The organism is Marinomonas alcarazii (assembly GCF_003208215.1).
Taxonomy (GTDB): domain Bacteria; phylum Pseudomonadota; class Gammaproteobacteria; order Pseudomonadales; family Marinomonadaceae; genus Marinomonas; species Marinomonas alcarazii.
In genome coordinates this window covers 1,057,767-1,083,057 of sequence record NZ_QKLW01000001.1, presented here as the reverse complement: position 1 = coordinate 1,083,057, position 25,291 = coordinate 1,057,767, and the positions used below count along the sequence as shown (strand labels likewise).

20 protein-coding genes are annotated in these 25,291 nt (G+C 43.0%); 6 read left to right on the top strand and 14 right to left on the bottom strand.

Annotation, left to right across the window (positions count from 1 at the left end; translation table 11 throughout):
- The first annotated feature begins 412 nt into the window (after positions 1 to 412).
- The 4 genes from DFP75_RS18665 (at position 413) to DFP75_RS04870 (ending at position 3,331) form a co-directional block, all read left to right on the top strand.
- On the top strand, positions 413 to 547 hold the full coding sequence (locus DFP75_RS18665; RefSeq protein WP_281270045.1) for a hypothetical protein: 135 nt from the start codon (positions 413 to 415) through the stop codon (positions 545 to 547).
- 193 nt (positions 548 to 740) lie between these two features.
- The gene (locus DFP75_RS04880) at positions 741 to 1,454 is read left to right on the top strand and encodes a ZIP family metal transporter (RefSeq protein ID WP_110572750.1); all 714 of its coding nucleotides are present in this window, start codon (positions 741 to 743) and stop codon (positions 1,452 to 1,454) included.
- Between the two features lie 71 nt (positions 1,455 to 1,525).
- Entirely contained in the window at positions 1,526 to 2,701 is a 1,176-nt protein-coding gene (locus DFP75_RS04875; protein ID WP_110572857.1) for a benzoate/H(+) symporter BenE family transporter, read from the top strand.
- A 9-nt stretch (positions 2,702 to 2,710) separates the two neighbouring features.
- Positions 2,711 to 3,331, top strand: coding sequence for a GntR family transcriptional regulator (locus DFP75_RS04870; RefSeq protein ID WP_110572748.1), 621 nt, complete (start codon positions 2,711 to 2,713; stop codon positions 3,329 to 3,331).
- 13 nt (positions 3,332 to 3,344) lie between these two features.
- On the opposite strand, the gene DFP75_RS04865 is transcribed toward DFP75_RS04870, so the two are convergent.
- From DFP75_RS04865 to nadC, 12 genes are all read right to left on the bottom strand, one after another.
- Entirely contained in the window at positions 3,345 to 4,022 is a 678-nt protein-coding gene (locus DFP75_RS04865) for a sensor histidine kinase (RefSeq protein ID WP_110572746.1), read from the bottom strand.
- A 3-nt stretch (positions 4,023 to 4,025) separates the two neighbouring features.
- Complete coding sequence (locus DFP75_RS04860) at positions 4,026 to 5,237, bottom strand: response regulator (protein WP_110572744.1); 1,212 nt, start codon at positions 5,235 to 5,237, stop codon at positions 4,026 to 4,028.
- A 26-nt stretch (positions 5,238 to 5,263) separates the two neighbouring features.
- Positions 5,264 to 5,488, bottom strand: a complete 225-nt coding sequence (locus DFP75_RS04855) for a DNA gyrase inhibitor YacG (RefSeq protein ID WP_110572742.1) — start codon at positions 5,486 to 5,488, stop codon at positions 5,264 to 5,266.
- A gap of 16 nt (positions 5,489 to 5,504) precedes the next feature.
- The gene (coaE, locus tag DFP75_RS04850; protein WP_110572740.1) at positions 5,505 to 6,110 is read right to left on the bottom strand and encodes a dephospho-CoA kinase; all 606 of its coding nucleotides are present in this window, start codon (positions 6,108 to 6,110) and stop codon (positions 5,505 to 5,507) included.
- Positions 6,107 to 6,898: a prepilin peptidase gene (locus DFP75_RS04845; protein WP_110572738.1), complete on the bottom strand. Its 792-nt coding sequence runs from the start codon at positions 6,896 to 6,898 to the stop codon at positions 6,107 to 6,109. The genes coaE and DFP75_RS04845 overlap by 4 nt, the downstream gene beginning before the upstream one ends.
- 3 nt (positions 6,899 to 6,901) lie before the next feature.
- A complete protein-coding gene (locus tag DFP75_RS04840) occupies positions 6,902 to 7,963 on the bottom strand; it encodes a type II secretion system F family protein (protein ID WP_110572736.1) in 1,062 nt (353 codons plus the stop codon).
- Positions 7,950 to 8,900, bottom strand: coding sequence for a GspE/PulE family protein (locus DFP75_RS04835; protein WP_110572734.1), 951 nt, complete (start codon positions 8,898 to 8,900; stop codon positions 7,950 to 7,952). Before DFP75_RS04835 ends, DFP75_RS04840 begins: the two co-directional genes overlap by 14 nt.
- A complete protein-coding gene (locus tag DFP75_RS04830; protein WP_110572732.1) occupies positions 8,897 to 9,349 on the bottom strand; it encodes a pilin in 453 nt (150 codons plus the stop codon). Before DFP75_RS04830 ends, DFP75_RS04835 begins: the two co-directional genes overlap by 4 nt.
- A 66-nt stretch (positions 9,350 to 9,415) precedes the next feature.
- Entirely contained in the window at positions 9,416 to 9,781 is a 366-nt protein-coding gene (locus DFP75_RS04825; protein WP_110572730.1) for a hypothetical protein, read from the bottom strand.
- A gap of 125 nt (positions 9,782 to 9,906) precedes the next feature.
- The gene (gene pta, locus DFP75_RS04820) at positions 9,907 to 12,006 is read right to left on the bottom strand and encodes a phosphate acetyltransferase (RefSeq protein ID WP_110572728.1); all 2,100 of its coding nucleotides are present in this window, start codon (positions 12,004 to 12,006) and stop codon (positions 9,907 to 9,909) included.
- 46 nt (positions 12,007 to 12,052) lie between these two features.
- Complete coding sequence (locus DFP75_RS04815) at positions 12,053 to 13,243, bottom strand: acetate/propionate family kinase (RefSeq protein ID WP_110572725.1); 1,191 nt, start codon at positions 13,241 to 13,243, stop codon at positions 12,053 to 12,055.
- On the bottom strand, positions 13,240 to 14,094 hold the full coding sequence (gene nadC / locus DFP75_RS04810) for a carboxylating nicotinate-nucleotide diphosphorylase (RefSeq protein ID WP_110572723.1): 855 nt from the start codon (positions 14,092 to 14,094) through the stop codon (positions 13,240 to 13,242). Before nadC ends, DFP75_RS04815 begins: the two co-directional genes overlap by 4 nt.
- 927 nt (positions 14,095 to 15,021) lie before the next feature.
- Here nadC and aceE point away from each other — a divergent pair.
- Complete coding sequence (gene aceE, locus DFP75_RS04805; RefSeq protein WP_110572721.1) at positions 15,022 to 17,688, top strand: pyruvate dehydrogenase (acetyl-transferring), homodimeric type; 2,667 nt, start codon at positions 15,022 to 15,024, stop codon at positions 17,686 to 17,688.
- Positions 17,689 to 17,779: 91 nt separating this feature from the next.
- Complete coding sequence (gene aceF / locus DFP75_RS04800) at positions 17,780 to 19,711, top strand: dihydrolipoyllysine-residue acetyltransferase (RefSeq protein WP_110572719.1); 1,932 nt, start codon at positions 17,780 to 17,782, stop codon at positions 19,709 to 19,711.
- Between the two features lie 82 nt (positions 19,712 to 19,793).
- On the opposite strand, the gene DFP75_RS04795 is transcribed toward aceF, so the two are convergent.
- Entirely contained in the window at positions 19,794 to 21,446 is a 1,653-nt protein-coding gene (locus DFP75_RS04795) for a SulP family inorganic anion transporter (RefSeq protein WP_110572717.1), read from the bottom strand.
- Between the two features lie 124 nt (positions 21,447 to 21,570).
- A complete protein-coding gene (gene rne, locus DFP75_RS04790) occupies positions 21,571 to 24,849 on the bottom strand; it encodes a ribonuclease E (protein WP_110572715.1) in 3,279 nt (1,092 codons plus the stop codon).
- Positions 24,850 to 25,291 lie beyond the last annotated feature (442 nt).

Here is a 25,291-nt window from a genome sequence, read left to right as displayed (position 1 = left end):
TAAAAATGGGGTTAAATGGCCTGACTCCGGTAGAGTACCGAAATCAGGCATTGTTAGCCGGTTAATAAAGTGTCCAACTTTATGGGGTCACTTCATCCTGCTAAGCAGGGTAGGGTTTTTTCGTTATAGGGAGTCAACATCTCTGATGGTGGTGTGGGGCTTTCTATAACAGACAAGCATGTGAGAGTAGGTCGTTATCAAGATTTATTTAAGGAAGCCCTGATAGCTAAGCTGTCAGGGCTTTTTTCGTCTGTAGAAATGTCATCTTGTCATTATGGTTTAACGGTGAGGATTAATTTGCCCGTTTTAGCAGAATAGATTTTATGTATGACGCCTTTAGGAAATATTGATTATGTAATTTTAGCAAATATCTCTATTCTCATTCAGGCAAATATATGGAGAGACTAGTATTATGAAACTAATTATCAGTAATTTTTATAAGGCAATTGTTGATGTGATGCGTGTGCATAACATGGAAGTGGATGCTCAAGAAGAATGGCAGGGGTGGGATGCTTGGGTCAACCTAGATTCGCCGGTTAAGCGTTAAAAAATACCAGACACTGTCTGGTATTTTTTTAACTAAAGCATAGTAATAAGAAGGTCTGAGTCTGCAAATAAGGCGTTCAATAGCTAAATGGAAACCTGTTAATTATTTATTTAAGTGCTGGTTGGCCTTTTCAATATTAAGATACAGTATCTGACGTGATTATTGAAAAGACTTTTACAAGCGAGTGTTAAAAATGGAGCCTTTATACAGTGTTATCTTGTTAACCCTTGGTGCTGGGCTAGCAATGCCATTGGGGGCGTTGATAGGTAACTTTGAGCGAATAAAGCCTGAGTGGTTAGAAAAAGAATTAATGCATGCTGTGACGGCGTTTGGAGGCGGGGCTTTGCTTTCAGCCATTGCCTTAGTTCTTGTGCCAGAAGGTGTATTACATTTTTCTCCTGTGTTTGCTGCTTTGCTTTTTTTGTCAGGCGGGGCAGCGTTTATGTTACTGGATATTTGGTTATCCAGAAGTCAAACCTCTATAAGTCAGCTTGTTGCCATGTTAGCTGATTTTATCCCTGAATCATTAGCTCTAGGAGCCGCCTTTGCATTAGGTAACGTTAATGGAGGGCTACTTGCAGCACTTATAGCAATGCAGAACCTTCCTGAAGGGTTTAATGCTTTCAGAGAATTGAAATCCACATCACATTATCGCTCCATTACCATTATTTTCTGGTTTGCCTTGTTAGCTTTGTGTGGGCCTATATCTGGAGTTATTGCGTTATTCTGGCTTGCTGAATGGCCAGCAGTAGTCTCTGGCATTATGTTATTTGCTTCTGGTGGGATTTTGTACGCAGTATTTCAAGATATTGCACCTCAAGCTGTTTTAGAAAAACATTGGGCGCCACCGATGGGGGCAGTGATGGGGTTTGCACTTGGTTTAGTTGGTTATATGTTAGTACATTAAAAAATGTATACAAAAATACTTGTTTACAATTATAGTTAGTCCTTCATATGGATTATTTAGGTAATAAGGTTGTGTTCAGGATATTAAATGATTTTAGTTTAAGTGCGCTGGTTGCAGGTTTTGTTGCAGTGCTCATTGGTTTTGCAAGTTCTGTTGCTATTGTCTTTCAGGCAGCTCAGGCTGCGGGGGCTGATTCTAGTACCATTGTCTCTTGGATTATGGCCCTAGGCTTTGGTATGGGGGCAACTTGCTTTTTCCTTTCTTTATGGTACCGATCACCTGTAATTACCGCTTGGTCAACGCCTGGGGCAGCCTTACTGGCAACGAGCCTAGGAACAATCAGTTACTCTGAAGCGATTGGTGTGTTTGTTTTTGCGGGCGTGTTAACCCTGTTAACAGGTGTATCAGGCCTATTTGATAAAGCAATGAGATTAGTGCCTTTACCTCTTGCCTGCGCGATGTTGGCAGGGGTGCTATTTAAGTTTGGTTTGTCTATTTTTGATTCCATGATGAGTGATACGTTTCTTGTTGGAGTTATGTTAATTACTTATTTAGTAAGTAAGCGACTTGTGCCTCGATATGCTGTGCTGTTTGTTTTGGTCGCCGGTGTTGCTTTTGTGCTGGCGAGATCTGAAGAGCAACTTATCTCCACTATACCTGTCTCTCTGGGCTCACTTGTATGGGTGTGGCCTGAGTGGAATGTAAGTTCTCTTATAGGTGTTGGTATTCCTTTGTATATTGTCACCATGACCTCTCAGAATATTCCAGGAGTTGCTGTCATGCGAAGTAGTGGATATCAAACTCCAGTATCTCCTCTTATTAGCTGGACTGGATTAACATCAATCGTTCTAGCTCCTTTAGGCGGATTTGCATTTAATTTGGCGGCAATTACTGCCGCGATTTGTTCTGGAGAAGAATGCCATAAAGACCCTAAACGCCGTTATATTGCAGGGCTTTCTGCCGGGCTTTTTTATTGGCTAGCGGGTTTAGCTGGAACATCAGTTGTTGCTTTATTTTCTGTCTTTCCTTCCACTATGATTGCTGCATTAGCTGGTATTGCCTTATTGGGAACCATAGGAATGAATTTAAAAAATGCCGTGGCGGATGATTCAAACAGAGAAGCGGCATTGATTACTTTTTTAGTCACTGTCTCAGGTGTTTCATTTGGTGGTATTGCATCGGCTTTTTGGGGGATATTATTTGGTGTTATTTGTCTAATGATATCCAATATTAAGCGTAAGCAATAAGAAGTGGCTATGGATGTAAGTCAGAGAATCAAAGAAGATATTCTTAAAAATAAGCTTCCAAGAGGCACACCTTTGAGGCAGGCAGTTCTTTCCGATCTCTATGGGGTAAGCCGGATACCTATTCGCGATGCTTTGTTGTCGTTAAAAGCTGAGGGCTGGCTTGTTCCGCATGGTAAGGCGGGGGTAATGATTCCCGACTTACGTTGGCAGGAGGCTGAGGATCTGTATTTGATGAGAGCTGAATTAGAGTGTATTTTGTTCGAAATGGCATTTGCGCAAATCCATGATAAAGACGTCGCTAAAGCACGCTCTTATTTGTCAGCGTTAGATCATGAGAATATTAGCTTGGTGAGTCGTGGTGAATTGAACTGGCAATTTCATGAGGCTTTGTATCAGCCTGCCAATAGGCCAACATTACAACGTGTTGTTGAAGGTTTGAATATGCAAGCTGTGCGCTATCTTGGTTTTCAATTTGGGCCACTGGGGTATCATGAAAAAAGCCAAGATCAGCATGAAGAGTTGATTTCATTGATTGAATCGAATAATAAAAATGCTGCACTTATCTTATTAAGGCAGCATATTGAAAAGGCAGGGAGCTTGTTAACGGAATTCCTTAAAAATTCTGGCTAGTGTTTAAGGATGATTAGCAATCTTCACGAACGGGTTGTGGTAAATACACGATAAGACTGGCACCGCCTAAGCTAGCAGAAGAGTCTTTTTTAATATAGCCACGCGCATTACCAGCTAGATGTGCAGAAGCTGATAATTCGGCAAAATACAAACCTAATCCTGTATTACCTTCGAGGAAATCATCTGGTTCATCATCTGTTTGTTTAAAGCCTGGTCCATCGTCTTCAACTGAAATGACGAGGAAGTTATTTTCTTGTTTGGCATTGATGATGATTTTGGATTTGGCAAAACGAAATGCATTGTACACAGCGGTGCTCACAACCGCTGTCATTAGTCTTTCGTCAAAAACACCGGTTAAACTTTCATTGCAAGCATAGCCTAATTCCAAATTTCTTGCATTGGCTGATGGTTGTAGGGCAAAAACTTGATCATCCAAGAATTCATCAAGTAGAAAGGTATCAGCATGCAAATCATAACCGTCAGAAGCTAGCTTATATAAATATAGGTATTCAACCCACTCATCATTGAGTTTCTTTAGAGACTCTTCAATTGATACTATTTTTTTTTGGTTTGCATCTTTGCTTACCATCGACTCTTTCAGGCTTTGTAGTTGGTAGAGCAAGGTTCCCACCTGATTTTTGCTTTCGTGGATTGCGCTTGCCAAAATTGTGCTGATATCGATTTTTTTCATCTTTTAACTTCCAAAAGATTCTGCGTAGGCTGAACTTTGTTTCTTGGTTGGAGCTGTCGCCGCTCCGCCTTTTACTTCACTTAGCCAAGCTTCGAAAATTTGCTTAGCGGTCAAGATATCCTTATCTGCTAAGAATACATCTATTTCGCAGCTATACGCTTTTGCTTTGTGGTCAGGATCCTCAAAGAAAGACTCATGAATTTTCTTGAGAGTACTGTTAAAGTTATCCCTCTGCCTAGGGAGTAGAGGGCCATCATCAGAAATACGAGCAAGAGATTCTAGATGATTTAGGTATACTTCTGCTGTGTTGTAGCAAGAGTACTTCGCTAAGAACACAGCCCTTCTAAAGGACATTTCTGCCGTTACACTGTCATTAAGTAATAAGCTGATTTTGCCTAGTTCCATTTGACGTAAGATATTCTTAGGTGATCGTGCGATAGCTTCGATCAAAGTGGCTTGAGCGTCTTCTAGTTTGCCTTCAGAAAACTGTATTTTAGCCAGCCAATCATAAGCGCTGACGAAAAAGCGGTTATCAAGCATCAGTTGGCGAAAGCTCTGTTCTGCTTTCTCAAGCTCACCCATTAGAAAATAAGACTTTCCTTTGCCAAATAGTGCCCACGGCATTTTACGACTTTTAAGTATCTTGCTAAACAAGGAGAGCGCTTTATCGTATTGCTGGAGTTCTATAAAGCTTTCGCCGATGATGCGTTCACATTTTCCGCTTAGAGAAGGATATTTCTCCATCACAACTTTTGCTGCTGCAATGGCACTTTCATATTCGCCTTTATCTAACGCTACATTGACGTCATACAGCCTATCTTTTGTTTCTAATAATTTACTAAGGCGTCGTTGCAACCCAGCTTGAGAGAATGGTTTTGTGATGTAACCATCGGGTTGGTACTCAATCGCACCCATGACCATTTCAATTGATGTTTCAGCAGTAACCATTAAGTAAGTGGCTGTGTTCGGTATCAGTTTTGAGTGTCTAACTTCTTCAAGCAGTTGTTGTCCGTCTTTACCATTGCCAAGGTTATAATCGGATAAAATGACATCGAAATTTTTATTCTTTAAAAGTTCTATGGCTGTTTCTGCTTTCATAGCGATTTCTATGGAAGTAAAGCCGAAGTCTGTCAGCATTTTTCGCTGCATGATTCGAGCTTCTGCCATATCTTCTATGAGCAGAGCTTTTTTCTTTGAAAAGTCTTGTTGGGCCATAAAAAGTTACATTCCATATCTAGCAATTATAAAAAGGACTTATTTGGATCAATAACAAGATCCTCTGAAAAAATTTCGTCTTCTTCCGATGTTTGCTGAGGAATAGAGTAGGATTCACTTGCCCACGCACCCAAATCAATTAACTTACATCTAGGGCTACAGAAAGGGCGATCTGGGTTCTCTTTCGACCACGGTGATTTTTTTTGGCAAGTTGGACATGCAACTAGCGAAGCTTTAATACTGTCTGACATGAATGTGACTCTAAATTTATAATGACTCTAGAATTTTTTGGTGTAATTTTAAGACTTTAGCATTCATATCATTAAGATTGCCAGCGTTTTCCAAGATGAAGTCGGCCTTCATGAGGCGTTCACTATTGCTTAATTGCGCAGAGATTATTTTTTGTGCACTTTCTCTATCTACTTGGTCGCGATTCACGACTCTTTGTAATTGAACATCTACTGGGACGTCGATGGCGATAGTATATTTGCATATAGAATTTTGCTTTGTTTCAAATAATAACGGGTGAACAAGAAGCACGTACTGTGATGTCGCACCTTGGAGCTGAGATAGAAGTTCTTCTCTTATTGCTGGATGTGTTAATGATTCAAGCCATGAACGCTCACTGGGAGTGTCAAAAATAATTTCGCGTAAAGCACGTCGATTTAATGTGCCATCGTTCAGTAATATTTTACTGCCATAGCGCTGCTCAATTTTATCGAGGCAATATGAACCCGGTAAGACAACTAATCTTGCAACATCGTCGGCATCAACACTTTGAATGCCGAGTTGATTAAAGCATTTTGCTATTGTGCTTTTGCCTGAACCTATACCGCCAGCAAGACCTATGATGGGAGTTATGTGATCTGTCATAGAGTTAAATAGAATACTAATAAGGCTGAAATCGTTAAAAAGGGGCCGAAAGCTATATAGTCTTGGCTGCTTGTTTTTGAGAACACAGTGTATAGTATTCCACATATGCTTGCACAAAATAACAATGTAGGAAGATGTGAGAGCCCAAGCCAACTTCCCAATGCTGCCAGTAGTTTAGCGTCACCTAGTCCAATGCCTTCTTTGTCCCTACACAAGGTATAGAGCCAACGTAGGGTGTACAACAAAACGAACCCAGCCATCATACCCAGCACGCTGTTATGCAGGTTATTTGCAGATATGTTAAGTAGCAATCCGCAACCTAGCGCCACAGTATTACATTCATCAGGTATAAGCTTGTGTTCCATGTCTATGACGGTTGCGGTAATCAAAGCGCTCATTAACAAGGTTATAAGAGTCAGCGAGTAGACATCATCAAATAGCCACAAAAGAGGCAGGCAGCAAAGTAAGTGTGTGATTTCAATAACGAGATAACGAGAGGATATTCTCTGTTTACAATAGCGGCATTTGCCTTTAAGAGCGATAAAACTAAAGATTGGGATGAGATCTTTGTATGTCAGAGGTTGTTCACAGTGAATGCAGTGAGAGCGCCTTCTATTAAACATTAATGGTGAAGACGTGGTGAAAGGAATAGATAATAGATGGTGTGCCTCTTTAGTCCACAAATAATCTTGTTTAATTGGCCATCGGGTTGTGTAGGCAGCAGAAAAACTGCCGATGCAAAGTACCATTACACAGTACAAAGTCCACATTAATACGGTTAAATCCATTTATTAAATCTCAATCAAAGGTGCATACAGAGTAACCAGTGCTGTGGCAACGACACTGCCTGCAATCATGAGGCAGATAGCGGGGATGAGTTTCTCTAAAATGGCGATGTTTCTTTGCCATCGCTTCTCGTGCTCTTTAGCTGCTAAGACGAGTGCTCTTTCGATATCGCCATCCTGTCCAGCAGAGTGTAAGGCAATTGATGATTCGTTTGGGAACCAGTGTGACGGAAAGGTTTCTTCGTAGTTCTTGCCTAAACGAAGGGTGTAATAGACACTGTAAATTTCATGTTTTGTGGGAATGTGTTGGAAATAGTCAGGCATATTTTTTAATGCCTGTTGCAATGTTAGGCCTGTTTTTCTGATGGTGCTTAATAAAGAAAACAATTTCGTCAAACGAAAATTACGACTGTATTTCTCTAGCCAATAACAAGCATGACCTTGGTGAAGGCTACGTATAACGCTAATTTGGACTAGGCTACAAATTACATAAATTGAAAGATTAAGTATCAAGTGTGCCAGATAATCATCGGTTGACTGATCTTCTAACGAGCGATTGATAATGAGGATGATCAAAGCTATCTGAATGACGCTGAATGGATAGATAAGGGTTTTTAGTAATCGCTGAGACCATTCAAGCAGAGATTTGAGTTGATGTATTGATACGCTTAAACTTTTCTCACAATCTTCCCTTGTACCCTGAGAATTTAGAAGCTGCGTGTAGGGTGCTGCTGAGTTTTTGGTTAGCTTGCTTAATGCCTCATTAAAGGTTGTGCCTCGCTCTAGTTCACCTAATATGGCTTTGCTTATATTAGCCAATCCTGAGTTTGACGAAGATAAGGCGAAGTGCGCAATAGCTTGGTTAAGTTGTAATCCCGATTGTAAGGCACTTTGAATTTCTTCATAAAAAGTTTGAAGTGATTTGTAGTCGAATTTCTTTGGTGTCCATTGGGATACTATGATTTGCCAGTGGCCTTTACTAACAGAGTCAAAAAGCACCTCTTTTTCTGAGTGTCCATATCTATAATCTACTTTTCCACTGACATATTTGATTTTAAACCATGGCATTTTGGGCCTCACTATGCAAATGAGGGTAGGGTTTCCATAAAGAGGGAGAGGAAATTAATTCATCGTAATTCCTTGGCAAAGATGCCTCCCATAAGGGGGATATTCCATGAAATATAGGATGTTGTGAGCTGCTTTTATAGAGCATTGATTGATGGATGATGAGCTTTAGTGAGCTTGCTAAAGAAAAAAAATCAACTTGCCAGCCGTGGCATCGATGTATCGCATCTAGTGCCGAGTTAGTATGTAATGTAGCCAGAACAAGGTGACCAGTAAGAGCTGCATTAACGGCTAAATTCGCGGTGATGGCATCGCGTACTTCGCCTACCATGATGACATCTGGGTCTTGTCTAAGAAATGATTTCAATAATGCTGCTGAGTCCAGTCCTATAGCGGGATTGGGTTCACATTGAAATAACCCTGAGATTTCATATTCCACAGGGTCTTCAATGGTGAAAATGGTTTTCTCACCTGTATTTAAAACATCTAGACATGAATATAGAGTGGTGCTTTTTCCGGCACCAGTGGCACCGCATACTAGAATTAACCCACTGGGTTGTTCCAAAGCGGAAGACAAAGCGGAATGGAGGTTAGCCTGTATGCCTATTTCATTCAAAGACAAGCGGTTTTTGTCAGGTAATAAGCGAAGCGCAACTTTTTCTCCTTTAACGGTTGATACGATGCTCACTCTGACAAATGTACTGCGGTGTCTTTCTTCAAACAAAAACTGACCCTCTTGCGTTCTTCTTGTTTCTGAAAGATCTAGATTTGCGCGCATTTTTATACGATTGATTAGGTTTGTTTCAGGGGGCAAATCAACCACTTTGTTTAGGGTGCCATATTCGCGTTGATAGACGTGTAGGCTTATCTTCGTGTGCTCTAAATGGACATCTGTAGCGTGCCGACCGATAGCGTTAGAGATGATTTCTTCTAATGTCATAGCGCACCTTCTATTGTACTTTCACATTGTAGGGGCAGTAGATTAGCGTCTAGGTCTGAAAGGCATGTCCAATTTCTATTGCTATCACGAGAAAATCTGAGATATTGGTTTTCATCGATGCCTGTATTGCTATTAAGAGTGAGAATTAGGCTGCCTGTTGTTTTATTGGCACTGTCAACGGTAATGGACTTCGCGATGGATTTATCCGTGAGTGAGGTTTTTATTAGGTTGAATTCTGTTTCATTGGGAAAGGAACCATGTAAAAGAATAAATTCTTCGATGACGGATTGGTGTTGTGTGGCAAGGTTTTGCGCTTCGATTAATTTCGCTTTTGCTATTTGACGTGTAAAAGTGGGTACAGAAAGGCTTGCTAAGATGGAAATAATGGCGATCACGACCATAAGTTCCAATAACGTAAAGCCGCGTACTAATTGACGAGAAAGTAACATTCTTCACTCCTTGAAGATTATGATTTTAGCATCCTGCTAATGGTATTTTATGTTAATGATGTCACATTAAACAATCTGATCTAAGATGTCTCCAGTCGTTTTGTTTTCTTGATAGTCTTTTGTTGGTTCTAATTGAGTTGAAGTTGCAAGATCTGTGTCTTCAGCAAATTCTTCTTCTAACTCCTGTAGCATATCATTTTGCTTTTTCGCATCAATTTCATCCGCTGTTTTTTTATTGTGCTGGGACAACGCCTGACCTTCTTCAGAAATAGTTACAACTAGGTCGCTGGAGGCTTTGGCGTTACGGGCATGTAATGCTGCTAGGTTCTTGTCTTCGTCAGACCGCACATCAAAAGTGGTGTAACCAGGCGTAACTGTATTATTTGGCACTTGGGCGGATAGAGCGATTGAGTGAGGAAGGCTACCAGACATAACGACCACCAGCTGAAAAATATTGATTAATATTAATAGGCAATCTTAAGTATGTCCACTTTCTAGACAGTAGCTCTATAAAAGCCGCTTGCATGATTGCGAGCTGCCTAGAAAGTGGTACGCGTTTAGACGTCTTTTTTATCACCAGCTTGAATGGCTGTTATGGCGATAGTATAGACAATATCATCGACTAAAGCGCCGCGAGACAAATCGTTAACAGGTTTGCGAATACCTTGCAGCATTGGGCCAATACTTACTACATCCGCACTTCTTTGCACGGCTTTATAAGTGGTGTTACCTGTATTTAGATCAGGGAAGATAAAGACAGTGGCTTTACCGGCGACTTTACTATTTGGCGCTTTTTGCTTAGCAACTTTCTCCATGATAGCTGCGTCGTACTGCAATGGTCCGTCAATCAATAGGTCTGGTCTCAGTTTTTGTGCAATCGCAGTCGCTTCTCGTACTTTATCTACATCGTTGCCTGTGCCTGAACCGCCAGTGCTGTAGCTGATCATGGCGACTTTCGGTGTAATGCCAAATGCACTGGCAGAGTCCGCGCTTTGAATGGCGATTTCTGCAAGTTGTTGTGCTGTTGGGTCTGGGTTAATCGCGCAATCGCCATAAACCAAGACTTGATCAGGTAAGCACATGAAGAAAACCGATGACACCAGGCTCGCGTTAGCGGATGTTTTGATTAACTGTAGAGCAGGGCGAATGGTGTTGGCCGTCGTATGTACTGCGCCAGACACTAGTCCATCCACATCGCCAACTTGTAACATCATGGTGCCTAATACAACATTGTCTTCCAATTGCTCACGTGCCACGATATCAGTCAGTCCACGACTTTTTCTTAACTCGACCATTGGCGCAACATAGCGTTCGCGAATGCTGCTAGGGTCGAGTATTTCTACGCCATGACTCAATTCAATGCCATTGTTCTGTGCGATTCTAAGTATTTCTGTTTCGTTACCGAGTAAGGTACAGCGCGCAATGCCACGTTCGGCACAAATAGAAGCGGCTTGAATTGTGCGAATTTCTTCACCTTCAGGTAGGATAATGCGCTTGTTGAGTGAGCGAGCAAGTTCGATCAAGCGGAATCGGAACGCTGGTGGAGATAGCTTTCTTTCTTCTTGGTTTAAAGCGAAAGAGTTGATCCAATCGTGATCTATACAACGAGCAATGTGCTCTTTTACCATTAAGACGCGCTCTTTATCATCAAGCGGAATTTCTTGGTTAAACGACTGCATGTTAATAACCGTTTCCCAGCTGTTAGACTCAACAGATAGAACTGGTAAGCCTTTGGCCATTGCTTTGCCGCATAGCGTCATTAAGGCTTCACTTGGTTGGTATCCACCGGTCACAACTAAGGCTGCAATCTTGATGTCATTAAGTGCTGCGATAGCCGTCGCCATTATGATGTCGGTACGATCCCCTGGAGTGAAAACCAGTACGCCTGGACGAAGTGCTTCAAGCATGTTTTCTACGCCACGGGCGCAAAGGGTATAAGATTGCACTCGACGAGATTCGATTTCACCCGCATTAATGATGCGAGCACCAAGGAAGTCGGCAACATCTTTTACTCGTGGGTAGGTGAGTTCGTCTGCCTTTGGTATTTGACCGAGCAGACTAAAGTTGCGTTTAAATATGCCCCGCTGAGCAAATAAATCCCCATAGGATTTAACACCTAATGAACCAGGGCTAGTTTTATTCAAAATACAGCCAATGACATCGTTGGCCTTAATGCCACCATAAGAACCTGCCGCAATCTCAACATGGTGTTCTAGTTCATTTACTCGCATATTGTTTGGTGCTGTTACCAATACCAAACCCGCATCAAGAGTACGAGCAATCGCTTTGTTTAGTCGTGTGGCGTAAGGGTGACCTGCAATTTGAGCAAGACCTTCTACGATAACCGTTGAGTCTGGCTCTACGCTAGCTTGGAAGCGGCCAACAATTTCTTCCATCAGTTCGTCAATATTGTCGTTATACAAATAACGCTCTGCTTCATGAAGCGGAATAGGTTCAGCTGGCGTCAGTGTTGAACCTTGGGCAACCATGGCTGTTGATTTGTCAGGTCCTTTGTCACCAGGCTGTGGCTGGGCGATTGGCTTGAAAAAGCTGGCCTTTAAGCCCTGCTGTTCAAGCGCACGGACAAGACCAACAGAAACTGATGTTAGTCCTACACCAGGGCCTGTGGGTACGGTCATAAGTACATTTATTGACATATCTGATGAATCCTAAATTAGTCCATTTTGGTGTGCGTTATGCTGTTTAATGTTGAATCAAGCTTATTGTATCGAGCGCAATCATTAGCTCTTCATTCGTTGGAATAATCCAAACATTGGTATGACTATCTTTCGCGCTAATATTCAACGTTTCGCCACGAGGGGCATTGTCATTTACTTCTGAGTCTATACGGATATTTAGTGCTTTCAAATGATTACAGATAGCTTGACGTAAATAGCTTGAATTTTCGCCTATGCCACCTGTAAATACCAAATGATCAATACTTATTAAAGTCGTGGCCACACTGGCTAAATGTTTCGCTGTCCTAGCGGCAAACATGTCTAAAGCCAACTTAGCTCTTTGGTCTCCAGACTCCATAGCTTCTTCTAAGGTCCGACAGTCATTGGAAATCTCTGACACACCAAGTAGGCCGCTCTGTTTATTTAAGATATCAAGTGCGGATTCAAAGGAAATGTTTTCAGCTTGGCTAATAAATGACAGTAGGCTCGGATCTAGGCTACCAGAGCGCGTTCCCATCATTAGGCCTTCTAATGGCGTGATGCCCATACTAGTATCGGAAGATTTGCCTTGATTAATCGCACAAGTGCTTGCACCGTTACCAAGGTGAGCCACAAGCACGCCTTGTTGATCACTGCCTTTGGCAATATGCGCTAATCGCTGACTTATATATCGATAACTTGTGCCGTGGAAGCCATATTTGCGAAAATGATGCTCTCGATAGAAGTGCATTGGAATCGGGTATAAATACTGCTCGGGCGCAAGTGTCTGATGAAAAGCTGTATCAAATACGGCGACCTGGGGAAGGCCTGGGAAGAGTTCAAAAGCGACCTCTATGCCTTTAACATGGGCGGGGTTATGTAATGGTGCAAACTGAGAGCACTGTTTGATGCCAGCAATAACATCTTGATCAATAAGCACAGATTTACTGAAGGTTTCACCACCATGAACCACTCTGTGGCCAATACCCGCTAATGAGCGCTCAATAATTGGGTGACTACTGAGCCAGATTTTGATTTGATTTACGGCATTTTTATGGCTGCCATCTTCTAAACTAACTTCGCTCTTTTGGCCTTTAAATTTAAACGTGATGCTGCTTTCATCTGTCCCTAATCTATCCGCAATGCCTTCAACCAAGGTTTCTTGTCCGGCATTGGCTAGAATGGCAAACTTTAGAGATGAACTTCCGCAATTGATAACTAAAATACTATCTTTCATAGTGTTTCCTGAGATACGCGCAATGACAGATCGATTGCTTGAACATGTTTTGTTAAAGCGCCAATTGACACAAAGTCAACACCGGTGGCAGCCACTTTTAAAAGTTGATCTTTATCCATATTGCCAGACGCTTCAAATTTAACTTGCCCTTTAAAGTCGCTCACCGCTTTGCTCATATCTTCATATGAAAAGTTATCTAACATGATAATGTCAGCACCCGCTGCAACGGCCATTGCTACTTCGTTAAGGTTTTCAGTTTCCACTTCAATGGTTTTGCCTGGTGCAATTTGTTTCGCCATGCTAACGGCATTTGCTATAGAGCCTGCCGCCATTATGTGGTTTTCTTTTATTAAAAACGCATCGTACAGACCAATGCGATGATTTTTTCCACCACCAATGGTTACGGCGTACTTTTGTGCTTGACGCATGCCGGGCAATGTTTTTCGAGTGTCCAGTATGGTCAGTGCCGTATTAGAGACAATCTCGCTGTATTGGTGTGTAACCGTAGCCGTGTATGACAAGGTTTGTAGAAAGTTTAGCGCCGTACGTTCACCAGTTAGAATTGTTCTTGCATGTCCTTGAATCGTTATAAATGGTGTATTAGGTGTTAATAAATCACCGTCTTTGTTATGCCAAGTAAGGGTGACATTATTGCCTAATTGGGAAAATACTTCGTTAACCCACGCCTGGCCACATAGTATGGCGGGCTCACGACTGATTATTGTTGCGGTGATTTGTTGATTGTCAGGAATGAGTTGAGCGGTTATGTCTCCTAAGCCGATGTCTTCCTCTAATGCAAAAGTAACTTGCGATTGGATGTGTTTGGTTAAAAGGGGGCTCAAAAGAGTCATGTGCAATCCTAGTTCGTCGCGTGAAGTTAAAACGCTATTGTAGCCTTATATTGATAGATCGTCAGTGCTGATCCGACGAAATTAATTGATTTGAGTAGTATTTCTATAAAAAGGGGGCGTCGTGGGAGTCAGTATTTTTATGGCTAGCTCGGGTGATTCAATTGAATCCTATACTGGGGCGTGGTTGGGGACGGGATTTTATGGCATTATAGCTATTATATAGATGTAAAATCTTGCTTTTTTGTGAAATCGGTACAAGCCTAATGTGAAAAATGGGCAAGATTCACACAAGTTATACGCCTCATATTCTCTCTGAATTTTTGGTGGAGAGACCTAGTTTTCCTTGGATTAACGTGTTTTTTGTCTGTCTTTTGTCGATTTTTTGCAAAGTTCAGATGGTGAAAATTGCTCTGAATATTTCAATCTTGGTGTCAGTGGCTAGGCGATCTCTTGATTAGGTGTTAATCTTACGCCCGAATTAGACTCTTCTAAGATAGAAGAAAGTGTTCCGAAAGGTAAAACTTTGGTAAAAGATCTTAAGTGCAAAGCACTTAAATCATGTTCTCTTACTTATCTAAGTAAACAGTTTTGAATTTTTATATGCATTTAGTAAGGCTAGTTGCATGTAGAAACTTAATGTTGGATTTGATGAACCAAATCCGAATTGGAAGCGATCCGACTAGGTAAACTAGTGGTCGATACAATGGAAATAAAAATAAAACAACAAAAGTTGCCATTGAAACGGATAAAAACGACGCTTTAAGTACCAATAAAGTAGGGTGTCGTTTTATCCGAAGTCGGCTGGAACTTATTTATGGCTATTCATATGAGTTCCGATGGTTCGTTTAAGTAGCCTCCAAGGCTTAAACACACATAATGTCCTTGGTAGGTTAAGTATCTGTTCTAATAGCGGGAGTTATTAACACGATGACTGAGCAGCATATTCTCGAAGACATCGATCCAATTGAAACGAAAGAGTGGGTCGATGCGCTTGAGTCTGTCCTTCGCGAAGAAGGTCCTGAACGCGCACAATACATTTTAAATCATTTGACGAATGAAGCTTCAAAAGCAGGTACGTCAATGCCGTCGTCTATCACGACGCCATACCGAAATACGATAGCTCCTGAAAATCAGAAGCCGTTGCCCGGTGACGTATTTATGGAGCGTCGTATACGTTCCATAATTCGTTGGAATGCATTGGCTATGGTAATGAAAGCTAACCGTGTTGACTCAACACTTGGTGGCCACATTACGAGTTTTTCTTCAGCCGCAACGCTTTATGATATCGGTTTTAACCACTTTTTCCGTGGTAGTGACGGTAAGCAAGAAGCTGATATGGTTTTTTTCCAAGGCCATATTTCTCCTGGTATTTATGCACGTTCATACATTGAAGGGCGTCTGACAGATGAGCAGCTTGATAACTTCCGTCGTGAAGTAGATGGCAAAGGTATCTCTTCTTACCCACACCCTTGGTTGATGCCTGACTACTGGCAGTTCCCTACGGTTTCTATGGGTCTAGGGCCTTTGCAAGCCATTTATCAAGCACACGTTATGAAATATCAGCATAGCCGTGGTTTGATTGATCAAGGTGACCGTAAAGTATGGGCTTTCCTTGGCGATGGTGAGTGTGATGAGCCAGAGTCTTTAGGTGCAATTGCGCTTGCTGGCCGTGAAAAACTGGACAACCTTATTTTCGTGATCAACTGTAACCTACAGCGTCTAGACGGACCTGTGCGTGGTAACAGCAAAATTGTTCAGGAGCTTGAAGGTGTATTCCGTGGCGCTGGCTGGAACGTTATCAAGTGTCTTTGGGGCCGTCATTGGGATCCTTTGTTCGAGAAAGATGACAAAGGCCTGCTAATTAAGCGTATGAATGAAGTATGCGATGGCGAACTTCAGAACTACAAAGCAAATGGTGGCGCATATACTCGTGAACACTTCTTTGGCAAATACCCAGAATTGCTAGAGATGGTTAAAGACATGACTGATGATGAGATCATGAATCTTAACCGTGGTGGACATGATCCATATAAAGTATACGCAGCTTACGCTGAGGCAACTTCTCACAAGGGTCAGCCGACCGTTATCTTGGCGCAAACCGTTAAAGGTTACGGCATGTTCAAAGCGGCTGAAGCGCAAAATACGGCGCACCAAACTAAGAAACTGGATGAGGAGTCTTTGGCTCAGTTCCGTGACAAGTTTGGTATTCCTATCAGTGATGAAGAACTGAAAGATCTTCCTTACTACCGCCCAGCAGAAGATAGCCCAGAAATGCAATACTTGCGCTCACGTCGTAAAGCATTGCATGGTGATTTCCCTGTGCGTCGTCGTGATTGTGAAGCACTAGAGGTTCCATCTTTGGAAGCCTTCAAGTCTCAGATCGCTGGTACAAACGGTCGTGAAATCTCTACAACGATGGCATTCGTGCGTGCATTGAATGTTATGGTTAAAGACAAAGAAATTGGTAAGCGTGTTGTGCCAATTGTTGCGGATGAAGCTCGTACCTTTGGTATGGAAGGTATGTTCCGTCAGCTAGGTATCTACACATCTGAAGGTCAGCGTTATACACCGCATGACCATACTCAGATTATGTATTACAAAGAATCTGCTGATGGGCAAATTTTGCAAGAAGGTATTAATGAACCAGGTGCATTCTCTGCGTGGTTGGCATTAGCAACTTCTTACAGCAACAGCAATCTGCCAATGATTCCTGTGTACATTTATTACTCAATGTTTGGTTTCCAACGTGTTGGTGACTTGGCTTGGGCGGCAGGTGATTCTCAGGCTCGTGGTTTCTTGATTGGTGCAACAGCGGGTCGTACAACACTTAACGGTGAAGGTTTGCAGCACGAAGATGGTCATTCCCACATTCTTGCTGGCACTATCCCAAATTGTGTGTCTTATGATCCAACTTATTCATACGAAGTTGCGGTTATTATGCAAGATGGCTTGCGCCGTATGTATAAAGAGAAAGAAAGTGTTTTCTATTACCTAACAGTAATGAACGAAAACTATACCCATGAAGATATGCCTGAAGGTGTTGAAGAAGGCATTATCAAAGGGATGTATAAACTTAAATCTCACGCTAAGAAAGCCAACAAGAAACAAGTTCAATTACTTGGTTCTGGTGTGATTCTTCGTGAAGTAGAAGCGGCTGCTGAGATTCTATTTAACGATTACGGTATTAACTCTGATGTATGGAGTGTAACGTCTTTCAATGAGTTGCGTCGTGAAGGTCTTGATGTAAACCGTTGGAACATGCTTCACCCTGAACAAGAGCCTCGCGTGTCTTATGTCGAGTCCTGCTTGAGCGGAAATGGTCCAGTAATCGCTTCTACTGACCATGTTAAGTTGTTCGCAGATCAAATCCGTCCTTTTATCAATACGACTTATAACGTATTAGGTACAGATGGCTTTGGTCGCAGTGATACTCGTGCTCAATTGCGTCATTTCTTTGAAGTGAACCGCTATTGGGTTGTTGTTTCAGCTTTGAATGCCCTTGCAAAAGACGGTGTGATTGATGCATCTGTAGTTAGTGAAGCGATTGCTAAATTTGGCTTGGACCCTGAAAAGCCGAATCCAGTAACTTGCTAATTGCCTGACAATCTAGGCATCCAGCTTGAGGTCTATTTCAAGCTGGATGTGATTTTAAGTTTGATGCGTCTATAAGACAAAGGAGATTTCTGTGAGTACTGAAATCATTCAAGTGCCAGATATTGGTGGTGCAGATAACGTCGAAGTAATCGAAGTTAGCGTTCAAGTTGGCGACATAATCGAAGTTGACCAAGCGATTATTGTATTAGAAACAGACAAAGCGTCTATGGACGTACCTTCTCCACTAGCGGGTAAAGTGACCGCTATTAGTGTTAAAGAAGGTGATACTGTTTCAGAAGGTCATAAGATTCTTGAGCTAGAAGTTGAAGGTGGCGAAGCTGCTGCTGAAGAACCAAAAGCGCAAGAAGAAGCACCTGCAAAAGCAGCGCCTGCTGCCGAAGAAAAGCCTGCAGCGTCTTCTGAACAAACTGTCTCTGTACCTGATATTGGTGGAGCGACAGGTGTTGACGTTATAGAAGTCTGTGTTGCTGAAGGTGATGAGGTTCAAGAGGGCGATTCAATCATCGTTCTTGAGACTGATAAAGCGTCCATGGATATTCCTGCGCCTTTCAGCGGTAAAGTTTCGAAGCTTTATATCAAAGAAGGTGACACGGTTTCTGAGGGCGATAAGGTTCTTTTATTGTTGACAGAGTCTTCTTCTGCTCCAGTTGCAGAAGAGAAAGCGGCAGAACCTAAATCAGAGTCTCCAGCTCCAGCTGCTGAATCGGCTTCAGGTGGCGTTGAAAAAGTCAATGTTCCTGACATTGGTGGCGCTGAAGGCGTAGAAGTTATCGAAGTGGCAGTGGCGGCTGGCGATAAGGTCAGTGAAGGCGATTCCATCATCGTCCTTGAAACTGATAAAGCTTCTATGGAAATTCCTGCACCAAAATCAGGAACGGTAAAATCTGTTTCTATAAAAGTAGGTGACAAGGTTTCTGAAGGTGATTTCGTGCTTGAGCTTGAAGTGGAAGGTGGTTCTGCACCTAAAGCTGAAGCGGCTCCTGCTGCTGAAAAAGCGTCACCAGCGCCTGCTGCTGAGGCACCTAAAGCGAGTGCGGCGAAAGCAGCACCAGCACAGGCAGATCAATCTGCTGTGTTGTCTGAGCCTTCTAAGAAAGTTCATGCAGGTCCTGCTGTGCGCATGCTTGCTCGCGAGCTAGGCGTTGATCTTGCTCTTGTTCGTCCTACAGGCCCACGTGGTCGTATTACGAAAGAAGACTTGCACGCTTATGTTAAAGCGGCGGTTCAAAAAGCAGAATCTGCTCCTGCGGCTGCAGCAACGGGTTCTGGTTTGCCAACTGTGCCAGATCAAGATTTTAGTAAGTTCGGCGAAGTCGAAGTTGTTAAAATGAGCAAAATCCAACGTCTAACTGCTGAAAATATGGTTCGCAACGCCCTTGTTGTGCCTCAGGTTACTCAGTTTGACAAAGCGGATATCTCTGATCTTGAAGTTTTCCGTAAAGGATTGAAAGGCGAGATGGAAAAACAAGGGGTTAAATTGACGCCTCTTCCATTCCTGATCAAAGCGGTTGCGCAAGCTATGGTTGCTAACCCAAGCTTCAACGTGTCTCTAATGTCTGATGGTCAAAGCTATGTTCAGAAGCATTATGTGCACATTGGTATTGCGGTAGACTCTCCTGCAGGATTGGTTGTGCCTGTTTTGCGTGATGCTGATAAAAAGTCAGTTGTTCAGATTGCAAAAGAAGCTGGCGAACTGATCAAGAAAGCGCTTGATAAGCAGTTGAAACCTGCAGATATGCAGGGTGGCTGTTTTACTATTTCTAGTTTGGGTGCAATTGGCGGTACAGGGTTTACTCCTATCGTTAACTGTCCTGAAGTGGGTATTCTTGGTGTTTCTAAAGCAGACATCGAACCGCGCTGGAATGGTAAAGAGTTTGAGCCTCGTACAATGTTGCCATTGTGCTTGTCTTATGACCACAGAGCAGTCAATGGTGGTGATGCAGGTCGCTTTATGACCTACTTGAATTCATTGCTAAGTGATGTTCGTCGCTTGTCTCTTTAATTAAGAAGAGAGTTAAGCTGATAAAAAAGCCGCTTCATAAGCGGCTTTTTTTTGTCTAGCGTTTTGTGGGATATGTATTTGGTTATGCAGTTGTTAGGTTATTAACTGCTTGTACTAAGGCGGATTTGCGAGAATCACAGAAGGCATTGTTAGGTAGTCGGCTTAAGACACCAAGTTTTTCAAGCCGCTCAGTTGTCTGACCGTTTGGACTGTATATATAAACGGCGCAGTCGGCTTCTATTGCGTCTTTAATGGCGTTTTCAAGTGCAAGCCCTATGGTGAGGTCCATCATAGGAACGGCGCTTAAATCGAGCACCACGGCCTTGTAGTTATGTATGCGGTTATGATGCTTTGCTATGGCCTTACTGGCACCAAAAATCATAGGTCCTGATAAATAGAAAAGCAGAACTTTCCCGTCAGCTTGATCTAATAGTGCTTTTTCTTCATCGGATAGTGGGATGTCATCATCGGCATCGCTTATTGCTTTGACGTTACCAGATTGGAGGCGGCTAAGCTTTTCTATTGTCATGATATTGGCAATGAAAACACCAATACCTACAGCCACCATTAAGTCGACAAAGACAGTCAATGCCATCACGCCATACATGATGATTGTAGGGGATAGGGCGACTTTATGAGCGCGTTTTAAAAAGCTCCAGTCAAGTATATTTATACCGACGTACAATGCGATGCCTGCTAATACGGCCATTGGAATTGGGCTAATAAGGTCAGAAGCGCCAAGCACAACCAGTAATAGGATGAGGGCTCTTGTTATGCCGGCCAGTGGTGATTTGCCACCGGACTGGATGTTCACTACGGTTCCCATGGTCGCGCCTGCACCTGGTAAGCCGCCTAATAGCCCGGAAAAGAAGTTGGCTGTACCTTGTCCTATAAGTTCCCGATTAGAATCGTGCTCTTTGCGTGTTAGGCTGTCGGCAATGACGGCGGTTAGGAGTGTGTCTATGCAGCCTAAGGTGCCAAGTACTAAACCATTTATCACCATTTCTATAAAAACAGAGCGTTCGAAACTAGGCCAATGAATTGAGGGTAGGCCAGATGGGATTGTGCCGATACGACGAACGCCAGTGTCGCTAAAGAGTACAACCGAAACCAGAGTAATGACGACTAAAGCGACGAGTTGTGGAGGAACATATCGGCGCCAGTGTTTAGGAAGATAAAACAGTACACCTAAGGTGAGTAGGCCTAAAAATAATTCAGAAAATTTAAGGTTAACAATAAGTTCGGGTAGGGCGCTTAGTGTTCCCATCACGCCACCTGATGGCGATGAATGCCCCAAAAAAGGAGCTATTTGTAAAATAATTAAGATAATGCCGATGCCAGACATAAAGCCAGATATTACGCTGTATGGCATAAGAGTGATGTATTTCCCGAGCTTTAAGTAGCCTAAAGTAATTTGGAATAGGCCTGCGATCATGACGACGGTAAATGCCATGGCGACACCACCTTCAGGGCTACTAGCAAGCATGCTGGTTAAAACGGCGGTCATGATAACCGTCATTGGCCCTGTTGGCTCGGAAATTAGGCTGGTTGAACCGCCGAATAATGCAGCGAAGAGGCCAACCAAAATGGCCCCCCAAAGTCCAGCTTCAGCACCAGCGCCTGAAGCGACGCCGAAAGCGAGTGCGAGTGGCAGAGATACGATAGCGGTGGTGGCGCCGCCAAATAAATCGCCTACAAGAGCCCAGTCTTTAAAGCGGGAAAAGTCAATGATCATTGTTTTCTTACCTGTCCGTTATTGTTCGCTAATCAGTCCGTTGAAGTATTCCGTTTTATGCTGTTTGCAAAAGAGCCCGCATAAGGCGGGCTCTTTGTCATTTCATGAAAAATGCATGCAGGTTTTACTCTGCATTAGTCTCAGAGGCTGGCTCAGGACTTGTTTCTTCTCGTGAAATTCGCGGGTCATTTTTTACGCGACCAGAAGATGCTCGGCGGCGCGATGTTGCTGCGTTACGTTTTTCTTCTTGTTCCAAGCGAAGTTTTTCCTGCTGAGCTAAAATGGCAGCCGGAAGCTCTACTGGAGCTTTAGCTTCAGTGCTCGCTGCTTTTGCTACAGGCTTGCCACGCCCACGTCGAGGAGTGCGAGTTGGGCGGCCAGTGTTTTCTGGGTTCCCTTCTTTTGTCTCTTCTTCAGTGGTTGCCTTTACGGTCTCAACTTCTGCAGAAGTTGATTCAGTAACACTTTCTGCTTTAGCTTCTGTGCTGTCTGATTGTTCTGTGGTAACTATAGCGTTATCAGCGTTTTCTTGCTCAATTTTTCTCATTTGAGCTTTCACTGACATCTTTGGCTTCACTGGTTTTGTTTCAGTTTCAGTTGTTGCTTTGGGCGTTTTTTCCGTCAAGCTTTCAGAGGCTACAACTTCGGTTGTTTCTTTAGGAGCAGCTTCTTCAGTATCATTTTTTGCAGGTGCTGCTTCAGTTGATTCCTTTTGGTTTTCTTCGGACGCGCTTTCAGTAACGACTGCTTCTGTTTTTTCTTTAGTAAGAGCAGCTTCTTCAGGCGCATCTTTTGAAGAGGCTGCCTCTGCTGTTTCTTTTAGGGGGTCTTCGCTAGCAACAACTTCTGAAGTTTCCTTTGGTGTTTCTTCAGCTGTTTTTTCATCGCTGGTTTTTTCTACTTCTGCAGTTCCCTTAGGCGCTTCATCAGTAGACTCTTTAGAGATGACGGCTTGCGTTTCTTCCTTAGGAGCGTCTTCAGACGTGTCTTTGGATGCAACTTTTTCCGCTTTGTCTTCTGTTGCTTCGGCGACCTTATTGTCTTTCTGAGCTGTAGATTTTGTTGTTTCTGCGTTTGCTACTGTGTCAGCCGTTTGGGTGTTATCAGTGCTGGCAGATTCATTGTTTTCTTGTTGCTCGTTGTTTTCTTCTTTCTGAGGGCGACGAGAACGACGAGAGCGGCGAGAGCGACGTTGTGGTTCATCACCGTTCTCATTTTTCTCAGTTACTGCGTTTTGAGCCGCCTCTACTAAAGCCGCATCTTCTTGCTCTTGTAGTTTGGTTGCTTCTAATGCTTCATCCTTCAGTTTTCCATTACGACGACGATTGTCGTTACGGTCGCGTTTACGCTCTTTCACTTCAGGAATGTCTTTTTCCTTTGGTTGTTGGCGTGGTGCTTTTACCGCTGCTTCTTGCTTTTCAACTCGAGTATCTTGAGTTTCTTGCTTGTTATTGCGGTTATTGCGACGGCTATTATTTTTGCTACCAGCTTCAGCTTGCTCACGACGAGATTGACGAGTGGAGCGTGCTTTTTCTGCATTGCTGTCATCTTTGTCTGAGTTCTGGTGTTTAACGTTGCGCTTGTTGTTTCTATTAGGGCGATTGCTCGTATTTTTGCTGGACTTGCTTCTTTCTCCCTGAGCGCTGGTGTTTGCTGGCGCTTTACTTGTGCTCTTTGGTTTTTCGTTTGTTTGTGTTTCGCCAAATAGCGCAGTCATAATACGTTTAAACAAGCTTGGTTTGCTTGATGTCTTTTGAGCAGCTTTAGGAGTACTTGCTGGTGTTGAATGCTCAGGTGCTGGCGATTTTGGTGCAATGCTTGTTACAGCGGCCTGTGGTCGAACGTTCTCATTTGCTTTGCGAGGCTCATAAGGAGGCTGCTCTGGTGTTTCTACTAGTGAGTAGCTGTTTTCGTTCTGCGTTACAACAGTGCTGTCATCACGAATGCGTTCAACTTCGAAGTGCGGTGTTTCCATATGAGGATTTGGCACAAGGATGATATGAACGTTGTTACGTTTTTCGATTTTAGCGATGTTTGTACGCTTCTCGTTAAGCAAGAAGGTTGCAACCGATACAGGTAAAACGGCACGTATTTGAGCGGTACGTTCTTTAGAACATTCTTCTTCGATAAGGCGAAGTACAGAAAGAGCTAGAGATTCAACGTCACGGATAAAGCCTTGGCCATTACAGCGAGGACAAACGATACCGCTGGTTTCGCCAAGAGAAGGGCGCAAGCGCTGGCGAGACATTTCTAGCAGGCCAAAACGAGAGATACGACCAAGTTGAACGCGAGCACGATCCGCTTCTAGGGCGTTCTTCATGCGGTTTTCAACTTCTTTTTGGTTGCGAACTGGTGTCATATCGATGAAATCGATAACAACCAAGCCACCAATGTCACGAAGGCGCAATTGACGAGCAATTTCGTCTGCGGCTTCTAAATTCGTTTGTAGTGCTGTTTCTTCGATGTCTCCGCCTTTCGTAGCACGGGCAGAGTTGATATCAATAGACACTAGCGCTTCTGTCGGGTCGATAACGATCGAGCCGCCAGAAGGTAGGCGAACTTCGCGTTGGAAAGCCGTTTCGATCTGAGTTTCGATCTGGAAGCGGTTAAACAGAGGAGTAGAATCTGTGTACATCTTAATGCGCGACTTAAAGTGCGGCATTACTTGCATAACGAAATTGATTGCGTCTTGGTAGGCGCTTTTCTCATCAATTAAAACTTCGCCAATGTCTTCACGTAGGTAGTCGCGAATAGCGCGAATGACGATGTTACTTTCTTGATAAATTAAGAACGGAGCTGGCTTTTCAGATGCCGCTTTAGTAATGGAAGACCATAGAGTATCAAGGTAATCCAAATCCCACTGAAGTTCTTCTGTTGAGCGGCCAACACCTGCTGTACGGACAATAAGCCCGCCATTTTCTGGCGTATTTAGCCCTGACATTGCCTCTTTTAGGTGAGATCTGTCATCACCATCGATACGACGAGAAATGCCACCAGCACGTGGATTATTTGGCATCAAAACCAAATAACGTCCAGCTAAGCTAACAAAAGTAGTTAATGCAGCACCTTTATTGCCGCGCTCTTCTTTGTCTACTTGCACTATCACTTCTTGACCTTCGCTCAACACATCTTTGATGTTGATACGGCCTTCGTGATTGGACTTTTTGGAGAAATAGGTTTTGGAAATTTCTTTTAGGGGAAGGAAACCGTGGCGATCAGCGCCAAAATCAACAAAGGCAGCTTCTAGACTCGGTTCGATACGAGTGATACGGCCTTTATATATGTTGGATTTCTTTTGTTCGCGTGAACCGGATTCGATATCTAGATCATATAGACGCTGTCCGTCTACTAGGGCGACTCGCAACTCTTCTTGTTGAGTTGCATTAATAAGCATTCTAATCATTATATGTGTGAACTCTGTGGGCTGAAACGAAAGAGTCACTACAGTGATAGGGTAACCATTAATAAATCTGACTCAGAATTAGAGTAAGTCATTCAGTTTTTTTCTGGCTAGAGGAATACGCGATTCGTTTATTGTTTCTTAAACGCTTTCATGTGGTCGCTGCCGTTATTATTACCAAATAGTCTCTTTAACCGGTCTCGTTTCCTTGCTTTTACGAAACAACGCGAACGCGCGGTCTAGCAATTTAATGAGTGTTCCTTCCACTGAAGCGGAATTTTCCGAATCATGCGGTTTATTATTTAAGATTAACTGTTACAGAGGTAAGATAGGGGCCAAAGTGTCGCTTCGGCAATTGTCATTCAATTCTTGCATCTTATCTTCGAGGTGTTTTGTTGCCTCTTACCCTTTGCGAATGTGAATATAACAGTAAAAACTAAGTGCT